Source organism: Massilia sp. UYP11 (assembly GCF_050434805.1).
Lineage (GTDB): Bacteria > Pseudomonadota > Gammaproteobacteria > Burkholderiales > Burkholderiaceae_D > Telluria.
In genome coordinates, this window is sequence record NZ_JBNDJE010000001.1 from 232,640 (window position 1) to 250,058 (window position 17,419).

The 17,419-nt window shown below is 66.2% G+C and carries 20 protein-coding genes; 5 read left to right on the forward strand and 15 right to left on the reverse strand.

Going from position 1 to position 17,419, the window contains the following annotated elements; translation table 11 throughout:
* The first annotated feature begins 12 nt into the window (after positions 1-12).
* Positions 13-531 carry a TlpA disulfide reductase family protein gene (locus ABIB38_RS01010; RefSeq protein WP_429200978.1) on the forward strand — a complete coding sequence of 173 codons (519 nt, stop codon included), beginning with the start codon at positions 13-15 and terminating at the stop codon, positions 529-531.
* A gap of 77 nt (positions 532-608) precedes the next feature.
* Here the strand turns inward: ABIB38_RS01010 and ABIB38_RS01015 are convergent, their stop codons facing one another.
* From ABIB38_RS01015 to ABIB38_RS01055, 9 genes are all read right to left on the reverse strand, one after another.
* On the reverse strand, positions 609-1,070 hold the full coding sequence (locus ABIB38_RS01015) for a PaaI family thioesterase (protein ID WP_429200979.1): 462 nt from the start codon (positions 1,068-1,070) through the stop codon (positions 609-611).
* Positions 1,071-1,126: 56 nt separating this feature from the next.
* On the reverse strand, positions 1,127-3,142 hold the full coding sequence (locus ABIB38_RS01020; protein WP_429200981.1) for a helicase-related protein: 2,016 nt from the start codon (positions 3,140-3,142) through the stop codon (positions 1,127-1,129).
* A gap of 121 nt (positions 3,143-3,263) precedes the next feature.
* Positions 3,264-4,256: a lipoyl synthase gene (lipA, locus tag ABIB38_RS01025; protein ID WP_429200983.1), complete on the reverse strand. Its 993-nt coding sequence runs from the start codon at positions 4,254-4,256 to the stop codon at positions 3,264-3,266.
* Positions 4,253-4,987 (reverse strand): lipoyl(octanoyl) transferase LipB, encoded by a 735-nt coding sequence (gene lipB, locus ABIB38_RS01030; protein ID WP_429200985.1) that lies wholly within the window; start codon positions 4,985-4,987, stop codon positions 4,253-4,255. The genes lipA and lipB overlap by 4 nt, the downstream gene beginning before the upstream one ends.
* A 135-nt stretch (positions 4,988-5,122) precedes the next feature.
* A complete protein-coding gene (locus ABIB38_RS01035; protein WP_429200986.1) occupies positions 5,123-5,389 on the reverse strand; it encodes a DUF493 family protein in 267 nt (88 codons plus the stop codon).
* A 47-nt stretch (positions 5,390-5,436) separates the two neighbouring features.
* The gene (locus ABIB38_RS01040) at positions 5,437-7,380 is read right to left on the reverse strand and encodes a DUF6600 domain-containing protein (protein WP_429200988.1); all 1,944 of its coding nucleotides are present in this window, start codon (positions 7,378-7,380) and stop codon (positions 5,437-5,439) included.
* A 134-nt stretch (positions 7,381-7,514) separates the two neighbouring features.
* The gene (locus ABIB38_RS01045) at positions 7,515-8,153 is read right to left on the reverse strand and encodes a LysE family transporter (protein WP_429200990.1); all 639 of its coding nucleotides are present in this window, start codon (positions 8,151-8,153) and stop codon (positions 7,515-7,517) included.
* A gap of 122 nt (positions 8,154-8,275) precedes the next feature.
* Positions 8,276-8,563, reverse strand: coding sequence for an HU family DNA-binding protein (locus tag ABIB38_RS01050; RefSeq protein WP_429200991.1), 288 nt, complete (start codon positions 8,561-8,563; stop codon positions 8,276-8,278).
* Positions 8,564-8,652: 89 nt separating this feature from the next.
* Positions 8,653-8,892, reverse strand: a complete 240-nt coding sequence (locus ABIB38_RS01055; protein ID WP_429200993.1) for a BrnA antitoxin family protein — start codon at positions 8,890-8,892, stop codon at positions 8,653-8,655.
* Between the two features lie 220 nt (positions 8,893-9,112).
* Between ABIB38_RS01055 and ABIB38_RS01060 the strand changes: the two genes are divergently transcribed.
* Positions 9,113-10,054 carry a DUF808 domain-containing protein gene (locus tag ABIB38_RS01060; protein WP_429200995.1) on the forward strand — a complete coding sequence of 314 codons (942 nt, stop codon included), beginning with the start codon at positions 9,113-9,115 and terminating at the stop codon, positions 10,052-10,054.
* A 44-nt stretch (positions 10,055-10,098) separates the two neighbouring features.
* Here ABIB38_RS01060 and ABIB38_RS01065 read toward each other — a convergent pair whose 3' ends face one another.
* Positions 10,099-10,572 (reverse strand): hypothetical protein, encoded by a 474-nt coding sequence (locus ABIB38_RS01065; RefSeq protein ID WP_429200996.1) that lies wholly within the window; start codon positions 10,570-10,572, stop codon positions 10,099-10,101.
* Between the two features lie 36 nt (positions 10,573-10,608).
* Between ABIB38_RS01065 and ABIB38_RS01070 the strand changes: the two genes are divergently transcribed.
* From ABIB38_RS01070 to ABIB38_RS01080, 3 genes are all read left to right on the forward strand, one after another.
* Positions 10,609-11,901, forward strand: coding sequence for an SDR family oxidoreductase (locus ABIB38_RS01070; RefSeq protein WP_429200998.1), 1,293 nt, complete (start codon positions 10,609-10,611; stop codon positions 11,899-11,901).
* Positions 11,901-12,365, forward strand: coding sequence for a DUF2269 family protein (locus tag ABIB38_RS01075; RefSeq protein ID WP_429201000.1), 465 nt, complete (start codon positions 11,901-11,903; stop codon positions 12,363-12,365). Before ABIB38_RS01070 ends, ABIB38_RS01075 begins: the two co-directional genes overlap by 1 nt.
* Positions 12,366-12,633: 268 nt before the next feature.
* Entirely contained in the window at positions 12,634-13,659 is a 1,026-nt protein-coding gene (locus ABIB38_RS01080; RefSeq protein WP_429201002.1) for a zinc-dependent alcohol dehydrogenase family protein, read from the forward strand.
* Positions 13,660-13,682: 23 nt separating this feature from the next.
* On the opposite strand, the gene ABIB38_RS01085 is transcribed toward ABIB38_RS01080, so the two are convergent.
* The 5 genes from ABIB38_RS01085 to ABIB38_RS01105 form a co-directional block, all read right to left on the reverse strand.
* Positions 13,683-14,468 (reverse strand): glutaminyl-peptide cyclotransferase, encoded by a 786-nt coding sequence (locus tag ABIB38_RS01085; protein ID WP_429201004.1) that lies wholly within the window; start codon positions 14,466-14,468, stop codon positions 13,683-13,685.
* A 67-nt stretch (positions 14,469-14,535) separates the two neighbouring features.
* Positions 14,536-14,958: a DUF6644 family protein gene (locus tag ABIB38_RS01090; protein ID WP_429201006.1), complete on the reverse strand. Its 423-nt coding sequence runs from the start codon at positions 14,956-14,958 to the stop codon at positions 14,536-14,538.
* Positions 14,959-15,023: 65 nt separating this feature from the next.
* Complete coding sequence (locus tag ABIB38_RS01095; RefSeq protein WP_429201007.1) at positions 15,024-15,380, reverse strand: DUF6152 family protein; 357 nt, start codon at positions 15,378-15,380, stop codon at positions 15,024-15,026.
* Positions 15,381-15,622: 242 nt separating this feature from the next.
* A complete protein-coding gene (gene nfsB / locus ABIB38_RS01100; RefSeq protein WP_429201009.1) occupies positions 15,623-16,276 on the reverse strand; it encodes an oxygen-insensitive NAD(P)H nitroreductase in 654 nt (217 codons plus the stop codon).
* A 47-nt stretch (positions 16,277-16,323) separates the two neighbouring features.
* Complete coding sequence (locus tag ABIB38_RS01105) at positions 16,324-17,346, reverse strand: zinc-binding alcohol dehydrogenase family protein (protein ID WP_429201011.1); 1,023 nt, start codon at positions 17,344-17,346, stop codon at positions 16,324-16,326.
* Positions 17,347-17,419: the final 73 nt, after the last annotated feature.

The window sequence follows — 17,419 nt, forward strand, 5'->3', positions numbered from 1 at the left end:
ATATCGACGACCATGACCGCTCCCACCTCTTCCCGTTCCTGGTTCAAGCCCGCCGCCATCGGCGCCGTGGTGCTCGCCCTGGCCGGCATCGGCTACGCCTCGTTCAGCAGCACTACGCAGGCGCCTGACGTCACCTTCATCAGCATCGCCGGCGAAAAGATCAGCACCCAATCCTTGCGCGGCAAGGTCGTGATGGTCAACTTCTGGGCCACTTCCTGCGTCACCTGCGTCAAGGAGATGCCGGACATGGTCGCGACGTACAACAAGTACAAGGACCAGGGCCTGGAATTCGTCGCGGTCGCGATGCAGTACGACCGCCCCGACTACGTGCTGAACTTCACCGAGCAGCGCAAGCTGCCGTTCAAGGTGGTGCTGGATTCGGCCGGCGATATCGCGCGCCAGTTCGGCGACGTCACCCTGACCCCGACCACCTTCCTGATCGACAAGGAGGGCCGCATCCTCAAGACCTACGTGGGCGAGCCCGATTTCGCGGCGGTCCACAAGCTGATCGAGAAGGAACTGGCGGGGTAGGCTGAATATCGGCTCCGCTTTCGTGCCGGATGACGCGGCTGCCAACGCTCACCGCGTCGGCGGCCAAGCCGCCAACCCTACGCCTTCGGGTAGAGGATCATCTGGGTGCAGCGGAACAGGGCGATGGTCTTGCCGCTGGCCGCATCGATGACGGTGGCGTCCCACACCTGCGTGGTGCGGCCCAGGTGCACGGCGGTGGCGGTGCAGGACAGCAGGCCTTCGCGCGCGGTGCCCAGGTGGTTCGATTTCAGTTCGATGGTGGTGAAGTTCTGCGCGCCTTCCGGCAGGTTGCTGATGCAGCCGTAGCCGGCGCAGGTGTCGGCCAGGGTGACCACGCTGCCGGCGTGCAGGTAGCCATTGGGCGCCAGCAGATGCGGCTCGACCTTCATCTCGGCGGACAGCTTGCCGGGGCTGACGTCAAGGATGCGGATGCCCAGGTGGCCGGGGAGGAAGGTGGCGCCGAATTCGTTGAAGGCTTGCGGGGTGTGCTTGGTATTCAATGGTGTCTCGATGTTATTGTAAAAAACGGCATCGTACACCGGGAGTGCGTGGTTGTTTCGGGTATCGCGTCTATTCCGAGTTCTGAGCTCAGCCATCACCGCCTACGCCCTTCCTGGCGCTTCCCCCCACCCGGCTTCCCGCCCTGTCTTTTGCGCGCCGCCGAATTCTGCTGCTGCAGCACCGCATCGACCCGCTCCGCCGCCTCGCGCGCCAGCGCCAAGGCCAGCTCGATGCTCGGGAAGTATTCCGGCTCGCGGTAGCCCAGCCAGGCATAGGCCGAATACAGGCGGCAGGTATCCTCGATCTCTTGCAGGTTCATAGTGAACAGGTGCTGCGGATTCGGGTTCGGCTGCAGCTTGACCACCTTTTTCTTGGCCAGCGACAGCGCCCAGTGTTCCCAGGCGCTTTGCAGCACCGGCACGCGGCTCGAGATCGGCACCAGCGACAGCATGAATTTTTCCGCCACCGACAGCGGCAGCGTGTCGAGCCATTCGGCGCGCTCGTTCTGTTCATCCTGGATGCGCGGGTAGAAGAAGCCGTCCGGCACGTCGATGTTGTGCACGAAGCGTTTCAGGAGCTTGACCAGCGAGGTCTCGCCGGTCACCGCCGCGATGCGGTGCAGCTGCTCGAGCGACGGCGCGACCGCGAAACCGGTGGCGGCCACCGGCGGGATCTTTTCCTTCATCAGCGCGCGCATCACCTGGTGGGTGTCGTCGTCGTAGCCGGCGACGAAGCCTTCCTCGTGCACGCCGTAGCGCCCTGCCCGGCCCGCGATCTGTTTGGCGAGCGCCGCGGGGATCTCTTCTTCCTCGTAGCCGTTGTACTTGACCGTGGTGGTCATCACGATGCGCGCGATCGGCATGTTCAGGCCCATCGCCAGCGCGTCGGTGCCGACCACGATGTCGGCCTGCCCTTCGCGGAAGCGCTCGGCCTGGGCCCGGCGCACCTCGGGCGACAGGTTGCCGTAGACCGTCGCCACCGACAGGCCCTTCTCGGTGATCATGTCGCGCCACATCAGGACCTCGCGCCGCGAGAAGCAGATCACGGCGTCGCCGCGGCGCAGGTTCGACAGCTTGCGCACGCTGGACGGCTCCATCGACAGCGGCCCCATGCGCTTGAGCACATGGACTTCGAGCGGCACTTCCAGGCGCTCGGCCAGCGCCTCGATCGCGCGCCGCGCTTCCGGCGCGCCGACCAGGTACACGACGTTCGCCGGCGCCCCCACCACGGCGGCGGTCCAGGCGGCGCCGCGGTCGCGGTCGGCCAGCATCTGGATCTCGTCGATCACGGCCACTTCCACCGGCGTCCTGGTGTCGAGCATCTCGACCGTGCTGGCGACATGGGTCGCGCCTTCCTCGAGGCGCCGTTCCTCGCCCGTGATCAGGCTGACCTTGAGCGCGTCGCCATGCGCGCCGTGCGGACGCGCGGCCTGCAGGCGCTCGTAGTTCTCCAGCGCCAGGAGGCGCAGCGGCGCGAGATAGACGCCGCTGGCGGCCTTTGCCAGCGCTTCCATCGCGCGGTGGGTCTTGCCCGAGTTGGTGGGCCCGAGCAGGGCGATGAACTTGCGCTGCATGCGGCTGGCCACCTCGAACGACTGCGGATACTCGGCCAGGTTGATGCTTTCCTTGGTGCGCGCCGCATGGCGCTCTTCCTCTTCGCGCTCGGCCGCGTGGGTCAGGCGCTGCGAGATGCGCTGGAACACGTACTCGGCCGGCTCGGAGGTCTCGAGCTCGTCGAGCACGTCGAGGAAGGTCATCGGATCCCAGCCGAATTCGTCGGCGTCTTCGGCGATGTCGCGCACGAATTCCTCGGTTTCGAGGTGCAGGCGCCGCAGATCTTCCTCGTGGGTGCGTTCCTCGATCAGCACGCGCCGCGCGAGCAAGTCCATCTTGCGCCACTTGCTCGGCTTGGCCAGCACGCCGCGCGCCGGCACCAGGCGGTAGGGCACGCGCAGGCCGTCGTACTGCACCTCGCCGGAAAAGCGCAGGAACACGCGGCCTTCCATCTTGACCAGTTCGACGCCGCGCGCGGCCAGGCCGAGTTCACGCTCGAGGAAGGCGTCGTCGTGCTCGAGGTTGTCGGAAGTAGGCAAATCTCGGTGGTCGCTCATGGATCGGTGCTGGATGTCTGGTTGTCGTCACTATATCGCGCTGGCGGCGCGGGCCTCGCGCCGATGCCTGGAAGCAAAAAGGGACGGCCAAGCCGTCCCTTCGATCGAACGCGGAATCGAATTACGCTGCGACGCCCGCCTCGTGCGCCTGCTGGTCGGCGTGGTACGACGAACGCACCATCGCGCCCACGGCGGCGTGCACGAAGCCCATCTCGTAGGCCTTTTCTTCGAACATCTTGAAGACATCAGGATGCACGTAGCGGCGCACCGGCAGGTGCGAGTTGGTCGGCGCCAGGTACTGGCCGATGGTGAGCATGTCGATGTCGTGCTCGCGCATGTCGCGCATCACTTCCAGGATCTCTTCGTCGGTCTCGCCCAGGCCGACCATCAGGCCCGACTTGGTGACCGCGCCCGGGTACATCTTCTTGAAGTCGCGCAGCAGCACCAGCGAGTGGGTGTAGTCGGCGCCCGGACGCGCTTCCTTGTACAGGCGCGGCACGGTTTCCAGGTTGTGGTTCATCACGTCCGGCAAGCCGTCGGCGAAGATGTTCAATGCTTTTTCGAGACGGCCGCGGAAGTCCGGCACCAGCACCTCGATCTTGGTGTTGGGCGACAGCGCGCGGGTCTTCTGGATGCACTCGACGAAGTGGCCGGCGCCGCCGTCGCGCAGGTCGTCGCGGTCGACCGAGGTGATCACGACGTAGGACAGGCGCAGGTCGGCGATGGTCTTGGCCAGGTTGCCCGGCTCGTTCACGTCCAGCGGATCCGGACGGCCGTGGCCGACGTCGCAGAACGGGCAGCGGCGGGTGCACTTGTCGCCCATGATCATGAAGGTCGCCGTGCCCTTGCCGAAGCATTCGCCGATGTTCGGGCAGCTGGCTTCCTCGCACACCGTCACCAGATTGTTGGCGCGCAGGATGTCCTTGATCTCGTAGAAGCGCGACGAAGCGGTGGCCGCCTTGACGCGGATCCAGTCCGGCTTTTTCAGGCGCTCGACGTCCGCGATCGGCACGATCTTGATCGGGATGCGCGACGTCTTGCTGGCGCCTTTCTGCTTTTCGCTGGCGTTGTAGGCGGATGCGGAGGCGATGCCGGTGTCGATTTCGGAAGTCATTTGGCTCGTTGCCCCAGAAGGGCGTCAGTTGGTTTGTTCGGTTCGGACTGGCCGGGGTCGACCTGCGTACTGGTCTGCTGTCCGAGATGCACGACCAGGGCCCGGGCCAGCGCCTGCTGGACATCGGCCAGCGGCGCCTCGACGCCCATGGTGCGCATGTCGACCGTGGCCAGTCCCGAATAGCCGCACGGGTTGATCCAGGAGAACGGGGCCAGGTCCATGCCCACGTTCAGCGATACGCCATGATAGGTGCAGCCGTTGCCGCGCACCTTGAGGCCGAGCGCGGCGATCTTGGCGCCCTTGCGCGGGCCTGCGGCGATATAGATGCCGGGCGCGCCGGCGATGCGCTCACCGGCCAGATTATACGCCCCTAATACATCGATCACCGCCTGTTCGATTTTTTCCACAAACTGGCGCGCATACAGCTTGCCGCCCGGCTTGTTGCGGCGCAAGTCCATCAACAGGTAGATCACGACCTGGCCCGGGCCGTGGTAGGTAACCTCGCCGCCGCGGTCGGTCTGGACCACCGGCACGCCGTGCGGCGCCAGCACGTGGCCCGGGTCGGCGCCCAGGCCCAGCGTGAACACGGGCGGGTGCTCGACGATCCACAGTTCGTCCCGGGTCTCGGGCGTGCGCGCGTCGGTGAAGGCGCGCATGGCGGCGAAGGTGGGTTCGTAGTCGGCCCGGCCGAGTTCACGGACGAGCGGCGCGGCGGGGTGGATCGAAGACATGGAATCGGGACGCGAATCAGCGCGCGAAAATCGGGCCATAGGATGGGACAGCCCCGTCATTATAAGCCAGCGCGATCGGATGTGCCTGCCAAACAGGCAGCCCGGCCCGCCGGTTATCGATATGGCAATGTGCCGTTACAGGACCATCTTGACCATCGGGTGGGTCGACAGGGTGCGGTACACCTCGTCCAGCATCTCGCGGCTGGTGGCGGTGATGGTGACGGTCAGGCCGGTGTAGTTGCCCTTGGCCGACGGACGGGTTTCCAGCTTGCCTTCATGGAAAGTCGGATCCAGCTGGGTCACCAGCGCGACGATGGTGGGAGCGAAATCGATATGGGTCGCGCCCATCACCTTGATCGGGAATTCGCTCGGGTATTCGATGAGGGATTCTTTCGGGTCCATGACTAATCCTGTGTAAATGCGCATTGTAGCCAATGCCGGCGTTTTCCTCAGCGTTCCTGTATCTGCTCGCCGCGCGCATTGGTATGGGCGCGCTGCTCGCCGCCGCCGCGCGGCGTGAAGGCGGGCGTGGAAGGTTGCGGGCGCGGCGCGGGCGGTGCCACCATCTGCGGCGGCGGGGAGACCACCATCTGCGGCGGCGGACGCATGTCGGGCCGCGGCATCGGGCGTGGCTCGGGACGAGACTCGGGACGCATGTCGGGACGCAAGTCGGGACGAGAAAACGCCGGCGCCGGATTGGTCGCCATGGCGGGCGGGCGCTGCTGCTGCTGCAGTTGCTGGCCGCGTTCGGCCCGCTCGCGCATGCGCTCGCGCTGCTCGCGTTCGCGCTCGGCGTGGCGCCCGAAGCCCATGCGGTCGGCCTGCATGCGGTTGTCCAGGTCGCGCTGCATGCGGTCGCGCTGTTCCTGCTGGCGCATGACGCGCTCCTGGTGCTGCAGGCGTTCGCGCGACAGGCGCTCGTTGCTCTCGCGCTGGCGCGCCATCGGATCCGGCGCGAAACGGCGATCCTGCACGAAGCCGTCGCGCGTCACCTGGCCGGTCTCCAGGCGCGCTCGCGCCTCGCGCCGCTCGAGCAGGTCGCGCCGCTCATCGGTCGCGCGGTTCCAGCCGGCGCGCGCCACCAGCGGCGGCGGCGGGGCGCTGCCCTGTCCGCGCGGCAGCGCGAAGTTCGGGCGGTCGGGGCGCGGCGCGCGCGGCACCACCACCGGACCACGGCCGCCGAAGTGTTCGCGCGGCACCACGGTCAGGCCGTGGTGCCCGGGCCGGTGCCGGTCCGCGCGGCGGCTGGCGTGACGCCAGTCGTTCAGGCGCCGCAGGCGCTCGCCGGACAGGCGGTAGCCGGGCACGTAGCGGTCGTAGGGGCTGAGCGGATACCAGCCATGCGCGTGCAGGTCGTGCGAGGCGAAGCCGACGCTCCAGTTGCCGCCGCCGACCCAGCCGACCAGCGCCGGCGACCACACCGGCCGCCGCTCGAGGCGGCCCGGGGCCCAGGCCCAGCGGTCGCGCACCTGCACCCAGCGGCCGTAATGGAAGGGCGCATAGCCCCATGGCGCGTTGTCGACCCAGGTCCAGCCCCACGGCGCGATGTAGCTCCACTGGCCGTCGCGGTAGGGCGTCCAGCCGGACGCCACCACGGTCGGCGTCCACAGGCTGCCGTAGTCGGCGTGGGTGCTCCAGCTGCCGTAGCGGTCGAGTTCTTCGTAACCGGTCATCTCGGTGCCGATGTGGCGCGAGGATTGCTCGGCCACCAGCGTCTGGTCGCGCGTGAGGGCCCAGTCGTCGAATTCGTCGCGCCGCGCCTGGCGCGTACTCACGTCTTCGTCGCGCACCTCGGCGCTGCGGCCGGCGCGCACGGTGAGGCTGGCGCCGGCGCCGTCGACCTGGGCCTCGCCGTCGAGCACGCTCACCAGGCTGGTGTCGGGCACGCGGTCGGCATCCACGCGCAGGCGGCCCGGCTCGGTCAGGCGCACGGTCGCCTGGGGCGTGCGCAGTTCGAACTCGGGCGCCACCTCGCTGTTCATGACGCGGATGCTGGCGCTGCCGAAGTGCAGGCGCAGACGCAGGCTGTCGTCGTCCAGTTCGGTGAACTCGAGCGAGCTGTCGCCGTCCAGCCGGATCGAGGTGGAGCCGATCCGGATCTCGGTGCGCGCGCCGGGCGAGGTCGTGACCAGGTTGCGCGTGGTGACCGGCCAGTTGACCACGGCGGCGCTGCTCTCGGCGCCAACGTCGCCGCCGATCTCGACCTGGCCCTGGACCAGGGAAACGCGGCCGACCCGGCCCGGCGGCTCGGTCTCCATGACACCGCTTCCTGCCACCTCGGCCTGGCCAGGCGGATCGGTCTGCAGCACGGTCTGCGCGGTCGCGCCTGTGGAGAACGCGGCCAGCGTTGCCACGGTCAGCAGGGCGGCGGAATAGGCGAGGCGATGGGTCATGAGATGCTCCAGGATGGAACGCGGACGGGGTGGCTCAGCCTCATTACAACGCTCGCACTCCCGCGTGGACAACGCGGGTTACACAAAGTTGCATCTGCCGGCATAGCGGAAATAGTCGCCGACAGGACAAAGCCTCAGGCAGGCTGGCGCTTGACGAAGAATAGCATCGAACCGATCAGCACCAGTACCGCGCCGAACACGCGGTTCTGCAGGCGCATGTGGCGCGGATCGCGCATGAAGCGCTGCATCGAGGCGGCCAGGGCGGCGTAGCCGTGCATCACGATCGAATCGATCGCCACCATGGTCACGCCCAGGATCGCCAGTTGGGTGAACAGCGGCGCATCCTTGGCGATGAATTGCGGCAGCACGGCGACCATGAAGATGATGCCCTTGGGGTTCGTGGTATTGGTGAAAAAACCGGTCAGCACGCGCTTGCCGAAGGACGGATGCGCTTCCAGGCCGGCGGTCGACGCCGTCGGGCCGGGCGCCGGGGCGGCGCGCCACTGGCTGACGCCGAGGTAGATCAGGTACAGCGCGCCGATCACCTTGACCGCCGTGAAGGCGACCGTGGACGCCAGCAGCAGCGAACCGACGCCAGCGCCGGCGATGACCAGCACCAGGATCAGGCCCAGCTGCAGGCCGAGGACGGTCGCGCTGGCTTTCCTGAGGCCGTAGGCCAGGCCATGCGACATCGACAGGACCGCGCCGGAACCGGGCGAAATGGCGATCAGCGAACCGGCGATGACGAAGGCGATCCAGGTGGCGAAGCTCATGGCGGTGAAAAAATGAATGGTGCTGCAGGAGGGGGAATACGGCTGCCGGAAAGGCAAGGAACGGCACATTCAGCCAGCGCGCGCGACCCGCGCACGGGCCGCGACGCGAGGCCGGGTACGGATTACTTCTTCTTGGTCGGGTTGACCGCTGCCTTCAGGGTCGCGCCAGCCGAGAAACGCGGGCTCTTCGATGCCGCGATCTTGATCACTTCGCCGGTGGCAGGGTTGCGGCCCTTGCGTGCGGCGCGCTTGGTCACCGAGAAGGTGCCAAAGCCGGTGATGCCCACCGTGTCGCCCTTTTTCAGGCGCTCGGTGATGATCGCGATGATGGTGTTCACGGCGTCGCCTGCGGCAGCGCCCGACATCTCGGTGCGCTTCGCGAATTCTGCGATCAGTTCGCCTTTTTTCATAAATCCCTCCGGGGTTAAAAGAGCGGGAAGATTAGCATAAATATTGCTATGTGTAATGCCGCTCCCCGGGGGAAATTTGAAAGGAAGCCTTATGCGACGCCAGATTCGATGACCGGACCACCCAAACGGTTGCGCAGCGCGGCGTTGATCAGGGTCTGGTAGCCGGTGCCGCAACGCTCGGACAGGTTGCGGAATTCCTTCAGCACCTCGTCGTCGAGATAGATCGTGATGCGGGTCTTGCGCTTCGGCGCGCGGGCGCGGCGGGCCGGAGCGGAAGTGGCAGCAGCAGCGGCAGCGGCAGCGGCAGGCTGGATCGAATCGGTGTTCATTGGATGATCTCCTTCGTTTGGGGGGACGAGGCTGCAGTACCGCAACCTTCAGTGTCGCACTATACGTATGCAGACAGCTGGTTACCCGGCAAAAGCGACGAGATGCAGATTTCCAGGCATGAAACGCAAAAAGCCGCGCCGAACGGCTCTGCGAACCGTGTAGCCAGCATTTGGCTGGCTCTGTTAATATTGTATTAACTTGACATGAAGGAGCAGAGCTATGGCTGGAGTCGGTTTACTTGCACTCCTGGACGACATCGCCACCATCCTCGACGATGTGGCCGCGATGAGCAAGATCGCGGCCAAGAAGACCGCGGGTGTGCTGGGCGACGACCTGGCGCTCAATGCGCAGCAGGTCACCGGCGTGAGGGCCGACCGCGAATTGCCGGTAGTGTGGGCGGTGGCCAAGGGATCGATGATCAACAAGGCGATCCTGGTGCCGGCCGCGCTGGCGATCTCGGTCTTCCTGCCCTGGCTGATCACGCCGCTCCTGATGATCGGCGGCGCCTTCCTGTGCTACGAGGGCTTCGAAAAGATCGCGCACAAATATCTGCACAGTGCGCAGGACGACGCCCAGCACAAGGCGCAGCTCGAGAAGGCCGTGGCCAACCCTGCGATCGACATCGTCCAGCTCGAAAAGGACAAGATCAAGGGCGCGGTGCGCACCGACTTCATCCTGTCGGCCGAGATCATCGTGATTTCGCTGGGCACCGTGGCCGGCGTGGCGCTCGGCCAGCAGGCGGCGGTGCTGGTCACCATCGCGGTGGCGATGACGATCGGCGTCTACGGCCTGGTGGCGGCCATCGTCAAGATGGATGACGCCGGCCTGCACCTGAGCAAGAGCCAGAACGGCGCCGCGCGCGGCCTGGGCAGGGGCTTGCTGGCGACTGCGCCGCGCCTGATGAAAGTGCTGTCGGTAGTCGGCACGGCCGCCATGTTCATGGTCGGCGGCGGCATCATCGCGCACGCGATCGAAGCCGTGCACCATTTCTCGCAAGGCGTCGCCGCCTCGCTCGCCGATACCCCGGCGGTCGGCCCGGTGCTGGCTTTCCTGGCGCCGATCGTGGTCGATGCCCTGGTCGGCGTGCTGGTCGGCGCCGTGGTGCTGGCGGTCGTGACCCTGGTACAGCGCATGCGCGGCAAGAAAGCGGCCGCGCACTGACGTTCTTCCTGGTGCGGGTACCCTACCCGCACCATCGCTCCACTTCAGCGCGGCGGCTGATCCTTCCGCGTCAGGACGGCCCCGATGGCCAGTCCGATCGCAAACCCCACATACACCACGCCCAGCGCATTGCGCGACAGGCGCTTTTCATACCCCGGCTGCAGCGGCCGCGGCGTCAGCTTGTAGTCGGTGAAGGCGGCGAATGCCGACGTTGCCGCCGAGGCGGCGGCGATGGCCATCGGATTCTTGGCGTCCATGACTCCTCCCAAAGCGCGCTCGAACACGAACGACCAGAAGGTCGCGCTGGCATGGTGGATCAGATACCCGGGAACCGTGTAACGCAGCGAGAAGCGGTCGCGGTAGCCCGCTTTACGGCCGTGAACATAGTGGCTGACGGCATTGGTTGGTGCATAAGCGCTGCCGGTCTGGATCTTGCCGACCAGGGACATCGCCACCGTCGACAGGATGCTCGAAGTTGCCCCAGAGATAAGTGCGCGCTGTAATGCCGTATTTTCCATACAATCCTCTTTTACTCGATGTGAAGGGAACAACGGATGCGGATTTTGCTGACGGGGGCGAGCGGTTTCATCGGGCAACATCTGCTGCAGGCGTTGCTCACCGAAGGCCACCACGTCGTGTGTGCGGTACGCTCGCCTGAAGCGGTGCTTCCGACAAGCCATGACCCGCGCCTGAGCACTATCCACGCTGATTTTTCCAAAGATACCGATAAAGCCACCTGGCTGGCGCGCCTGTCGCACGTCGACGCAGTGATCAACACGGTGGGGATCTTCCGCGAAAGCGGGCGCCAGGATTTCGCCCGCCTGCACCGCGACGCGCCGCGCGCGCTGTTCGCGGCCTGCGCCGAATCGCATGACGTGCAGATGGTGATCCAGCTGTCGGCGCTGGGCGCCGACCGCGATGCGGCAACGCCTTACCACCGGTCCAAGCGCGATGCCGACGACTACCTGGCCTCGCTGCCGCTGCGCTCCTACATCGTCCAGCCCTCGCTGGTGTACGGCCGCGACGGCGCCAGCGCCCGCACCTTCCGCACCCTGGCCAGCATGCCGTTCGCCGTGCGCTTCGGCGCAAAGCCCCAGCTGGTGCAGCCGATCCACGTCGACGACCTGGTGTCGGCCATCGTCGGCCTGCTCAAGCACCGCCTGCCGATGATGCCGGGAGCCGGCACCTCGATACGGGTGCCGCTGGTGGGGCCGCAGGCGATGCCGTTCACCGACTATCTCGGCCTGCTGCGCGCGCGCATGGGCATGGGGCGCCAGCGCGTGTTGACCCTGCCGGGGCCGGTGGCGCGGCTGGCGGCCGCCGTCCTGCCCGGTTCGCTCATCAGCCGCGACGCGCTGAGCATGCTGGACCGCGACAACACGGCCGACGTCGTGCAGACGGCGGTGCTGCTCGGGCATCTGCCGCGCTCACCGGACGACTTCATCGGCGACCCGGACGGCGAACGCGCGCGCGCCAAGCTCGGCTGGCTGCTGCCGATGCTCCGCTACAGCATCGCCGCGGTATGGATCCTGACCGCGATCGTCTCCTTCGGCCTGTATCCGGTCGAGGCCAGCTACGCGCTGCTGGCGCGCACCGGCATTCCCCCCGATCTGCAACCGCTGATGCTGTATGGCGCCGCCACCTTCGACCTGCTGCTGGGACTGGGCATCCTGTTCCTGGCGCGGCGGCGCTGGCTATGGCTGGCGCAACTGGCCCTGATCGGTATTTATACGATCGTGATCGCGTTCAAGCTGCCTGAATTCCTGCTGCATCCCTACGGCCCGCTGACCAAGAACCTGCCGATGCTGGCCGCGATCTGGCTGCTGTACCAGCTCGAGGAAAAATAATGGATTACGTGGTGCTGAAGTGGCTGCACATCGTCTCGTCGACGCTGCTGTTTGGCACCGGCATCGGGTCGGCCTGGTACATGCTGTTCGCGACCGTCAGCCGCGACGTGCGCGCGATCGCGGTGGTGACGAAATACGTCGTCGTCGCCGACTGGCTGTTCACCGCCACCACCGTCATCCTGCAGCCGGCCACCGGTTTCTACCTGATCCACCTGGCCGGCTATCCGCTGCACAGCAAGTGGATCATGTGGTCGATCATCCTGTACGTGGTCGCCGTCGCCTGCTGGCTGCCGGTGGTGTGGCTGCAGATCCGCATGCGCGACATGGCGGCAGAGGCGGCGCGGCGCGATACGCCATTGCCGGCGTTGTACTGGCGTTATTTCAGGATCTGGGTGGCCCTGGGCGTGCCGGCGTTCGCGGCGTTCATCGTGATTTTCTGGCTGATGGTGGCCAAGCCGGTGTAGCGGGATGCATCCTTCGTTTCAAAATATGTTTGCGCCATGGCCCACCCGGCCCGGACACCCATGCCAAAGGCGATCAGGCCGGCTACCACGAGGACTGCTTTAAGCACTTTCCAAGTTGCTTGATCATCCATTCTTCCCTCTATAAATTGCAACCAAGATTCCTAATTTATCATCAAAGCCGGTACCCGGACACGAAACTGGCGAGCGTCCCGCCCCCAGGCGCGCGCGTACAATGCCCGTTTACCGATCAACCACAAGGGGATTAGGCATGCGAGCTTATCAAATCATTCACGGGGCGAACATCGACGGCCTCCAGTGCATCGACTACCCGGAGCGCGACCTCGGCCTGGGCGAAGTGCGCATCCGCGTGCATGCGGTCTCGCTCAACTACCGCGACCTGATGGTCGCCGGCGGCAACTACCTGGTCTCGGTCGAGGATCCCATCATCCCGTGCTCGGACGGCGCCGGCGAAGTGCTGGCGGTCGGTCCCGGCGTGACGCGGGTGCAGGTCGGCGACCGCGTGGCCGCTTCGTTCTTCCCGCACTGGCTGGAAGGCGGGCCGACGCCGGAGAAGGTACGTCACGGCCTGGGCGGCGACATCGACGGCATGCTGGCCGAAGAAGTCATCCTGCACGAGGACGCGTTGGCCCTCATCCCGGCCGGCCTGTCCTTCATCGAGGCGTCCACCATGCCGTGCGCCGCCGTCACCGCCTGGAACGCGATCTTCGTCTCCAGCAATCACGTCAAGCCGGGCGATACCGTGCTCCTGCTGGGCACCGGCGGCGTCTCGATCCTCGGCCTGCAACTGGCGCGCGCGGCCGGCCTGCGCACCATCGTCACCTCGTCCAGCGACGACAAGCTGGCCCGGGCGGGCGCGCTGGGCGCCCACCACACGATCAACTACCAGGCGATTCCCGAGTGGCACGACGAAGTGCTGCACCTCACGCACGGCGCCGGCGCCCAGGTGGTGCTGGAAGTGGGCGGCAAGGGGACGGTCAACAAATCGGTCTCGAGCGCTGCAATGGGCGGGAGCGTCGCCATCATCGGCGGCGTCAGCGGCTTCGGCGGCGACGTCAATCCGGCCTCGCTGCTGGCCAGCGCCAAGCGCCTGGTGGGCATCTACGTCGGCAGCCGCGCCATGCTGGAAGACGTGATGCGCTTCGTGGACGTGAGCGGCGTCAAGCCGGTGATCGACCGTGTGTTCCCGTTCGGCCAGGCCCGGGAGGCGTATCGCCACATGGCGTCCGGCGCGCACTTCGGCAAGGTGGTGATCGACGTCACCGACCGCAGCTAGCTTCCCTGGCTCAGCGGCGCAATTTATTTGCGCAGCTTGGGCACCAGCTCGATCTCGAACACCTTGGGCCACAGCTTGCCGGTGACGAACAGGCGCTTGCCCTTGCCGTCCCAGGCGATGCCGTTGAGGACGGCGTCGACTTCGCTGGTGCCGCGCTGGTCCCGCGGCAGCAGGCCGGTGAGGTCGATCACCCCGAGCACCTTGCCGCTGCCGGGATCGATGCGGGCGATGAGTTCGCTGCCCCAGATGTTCGAATACAGCTCGCCGTCGACCATTTCCAGTTCGTTCAGGCGCTCGACCGGACGGCCCTCGGCCGTGACCTGCACCCGGCGCAGCTCCTTCATCGTCTTGGGGTCGAGAATGCGGATGAAGGAACTGCCGTCGCTCATGTACAGCTGCTTCGCATCGCTGGCCAGGCCCCAGCCCTCGCCCTCGTACTTGAAGCTCTGCTTGAGCTTGAAGGTCTTGAGGTCGAACACATAGCCGACCTGCGAGGTCCAGGTCAGGCCGATCAGGTTGTTGCCCACTGCTGTCGACCCTTCGCCAAACACCTCCTTCGGCAAGTCGGCCTTCTGCACCACCTTGCCGGTCTTGAGTTCCACCTTGCGGATCGTCGAGCGGCCATACTGGCCGGTGCTTTCGTACAGGTGGCCATCACGGTAGAACAGGCCTTGCGTGAAGGCCTGGGGATCGTGGGGGTAGGTATTCTTGACGACAAAACCATAGACCGGCAGCGCGGCCTGGGCGGCGCCGGCGCTCACACAGGCGATGGCGCAGGCGACGGCGAAGGTGGAGAACTGTTTGGGCATCGTGGTTGACTGAAAAAGCGGCAACAGACTGTAGCACGATCGCCGCCGGCTCGCCGTCGCCAGCCCATCAGACATACGCCAGCAGGCGTCCGCAGGCGATCACGGCGATCCAGAGCAGCAGCGACAGCACGGCATGCAGCCTGGCCCAGGCCGGCACTGCACCCATCCAGCGGGCCGCCCCGCGCCAGGGGCCGGCATGAAAGGCGAGGGCATTCGCGCCGGCCGCCACGATCAGCGCCAGCTTGAGCAGGAATACGTCGTTACTCAACAGCTCGGGCTGGGTCGAAAACATCAGCAACCCGCTCGGCACGATCAGCAGCAGGCCGAACCAGGACCATGGCAGCAGGTGGCGCGCCAATGCCTGCACCGGCAGGCTGCGGCCGAAGCCGAGCAGGCGCAGGTCGAACATCGCCGCCGCCCCCACCAGCACGGTGAAGCCGACGATGTGGACGATCTCGACGATCGGATACAGCCAGGCATCGTCGCGCAAGACCTGCGCCAGCGGCGTCGCGGCGGCCCAGGCGGCCGCATCCTGGACGAAGTCCGGAACGAAATTCAGCGCAGCTCCGTCACCTTGTCGCCGACGGTGATGCGCTCGGCGCGCAACTCATCGTCCTTGCTGCGGTTGGGATAGCCGTAGACGGTGACCTTGTTGCCGACGGCCAGCATGTTCTTTGCCAGGCCGCGATTTTCCATCCGCCCCGGCGGCGCCAGCACCACGAGCCAGGTCTTGTCGGCCGTCTTCAGGCGCACGAAGCCGTGCGGCTGCTGGTAACCGGATTCTTCGATGGTGCCGGTCAGCTGTTGGGGTTGCTTGGCATCGTATTCGCTCCACCCGTGGTGGGCAAAAGCGCTGGCCGCGGCGGACAGCAGGGTGGCCAGCACGAGTGTGCGCTTGAAAGGCAGATTCATTGGCTTACTCCAGAAGAAGAAATCCGTGACGAATGCAGCATCCCAGCATAACGCCGGGGGCAGACGACAGGCGCACGGCTGCTCTGCGGGAGTGCGCACCGGGGCAGTCGGCGCGGTATGAAACAGTTTGCCATTATCGGTGTTCACCCAGGACGGGGCGATTTCCTGCAGGGTCACCGACGGCGTGCAGTGCTGCAGGCCGTCGTTCTTGCCGCCCCCCCCCGGGCGGCGCGATCGAGCGATCAGATGAAGCTGAAGGTCGCTTCCTGCGTCAGGCGCGATTTCGGCAGGCCGGCGTTGAAATCGCTTTCCGACGAATAGCCGAAGCTCACCAGCACCAGGCTGCTCAAGCCTTTCGCGTTCAGGCCGAACTCCTCGTCCAGGATCTTGCGGTCGAAGCCTTCCATCGGGGTCGCGTTGATCTCGAGCGTGGCTGCGCCGAGCAGCGCGGTGCCCAGCGCCAGATAGACCTGCTTCTCGAGCCACTGCGCCACGTCCTTGTCGCCGAAGCGGTGCTGCTGCACATAGCCGCGGCGTCCCGCATCCTGGCCGGCGCGCGCGGCGGCGTCGCGGAAGCGGCCGTCGCGATGCTCCTGGTCCAGCAGGGCTTCCAGGTGCGCCTCGTCCATGTCGATGCGCGAGCACAGCACGATCACGTGCGACGCATCAAGGATCTTGGGCGCGTTGTAGGCAAAGCCGCCCTGCGCCGCCTTGGCGATGCGCGCACGACCTTCCGGCGTGTTGGCGACGATGAAGTGCCAGGGCTGCGAGTTGACCGACGACGGGCTGCAGCGCAGCAGGTCATACACTTGCTGCATCACTTCTTCAGGGATGCGGCGCTGCGCATCGTAGGCTTTGGCGGTGTGGCGTTTTTGTGCGGCCGACAGAATATTCATGAGTCTCCTTCTGATGATGAATCTGGCAATCTTAAGCGATCTGCGCCTTAGAAGTCTTCGAGGACGATTTTTCCGATCGCGCGGTTGCTCTCGATGAGGGCGTGGGCGCGGCGCAGGTTGGCGGCGTTGATCGTGCCGAAGTGCTGGCCCAGCGTGGTGGTCAGGGAACCGTCCTCGATCATTGCGGCCACCCGGTTCAGGAGCTCGTGCTGGCGCACCATGTCGGGGGTTTGGTACATCGAGCGGGTGAACATCAGCTCCCAGTGCAGCGACAGCGACTTGCTCTTGAGCGGCATCGCGTCGAGCGTGGCCGGATCGTCGATCACCGCCAGCTGGCCCTGCGGCGCCAGCGCCGCGATGATGTCCTGGTAGTGGCGGTCGGTATGGGTCAGGCTGATCACGATGTCGACGTTGGGCAGGCCCAGCTCGGCCAGCTGCGGCTGCATCGGACGGGTATGGTCGACCGTGTGGTGGGCGCCGAGTTTGGTGACCCATTCGCGGGTGGCGTCGCGCGAGGCGCTGCCGATCACGGTCAGCTGGGTGAGCTGGCGCGCGAGCTGGACCAGGATCGAGCCGACGCCGCCGCCGGCGCCGACGATCAGCACCGACTTGCCCTCGCCGCCGCCTTCCGGCACGTGCAGGCGGTCGAACAGGAGTTCCCAGGCCGTGATCGAGGTCAGGGGCAGGGCGGCCGCCTCGGCGAAGCCGAGGTTGCGCGGCTTGCGTCCCACGATGCGTTCGTCGACGACCTGGAACTGGCTGTTCGAGCCGGGACGGATAAGCGAGCCGGCATAGAAGACTTCGTCGCCCGGTGCGAACAGGGTCACGGCGGAGCCGACGGACCGCACCACGCCGGCGGCGTCCCAGCCCAGCACGGGTGGATCCGGCAGGGCGCCGCCCAGGTCGATGGCGCCCTGGCGGATCTTGGTGTCGACCGGATTGACCGACACTGCGCGCACTTCGACCAGCAGATCATGCGGGCCGGGCACCGGCATCGGCAGTTCGGTATCGACCAGGGCCTGCGGGTCATCGATGGGCAGGCCGGGTTGGGTATAGACTGTCGCTTTCATTTTCTTCTCCGAGCATAAAGTGAATCAAATAGTGGCGAAGATTCTAGAGGTGGGGCGGGCCGCGAAACAGTGT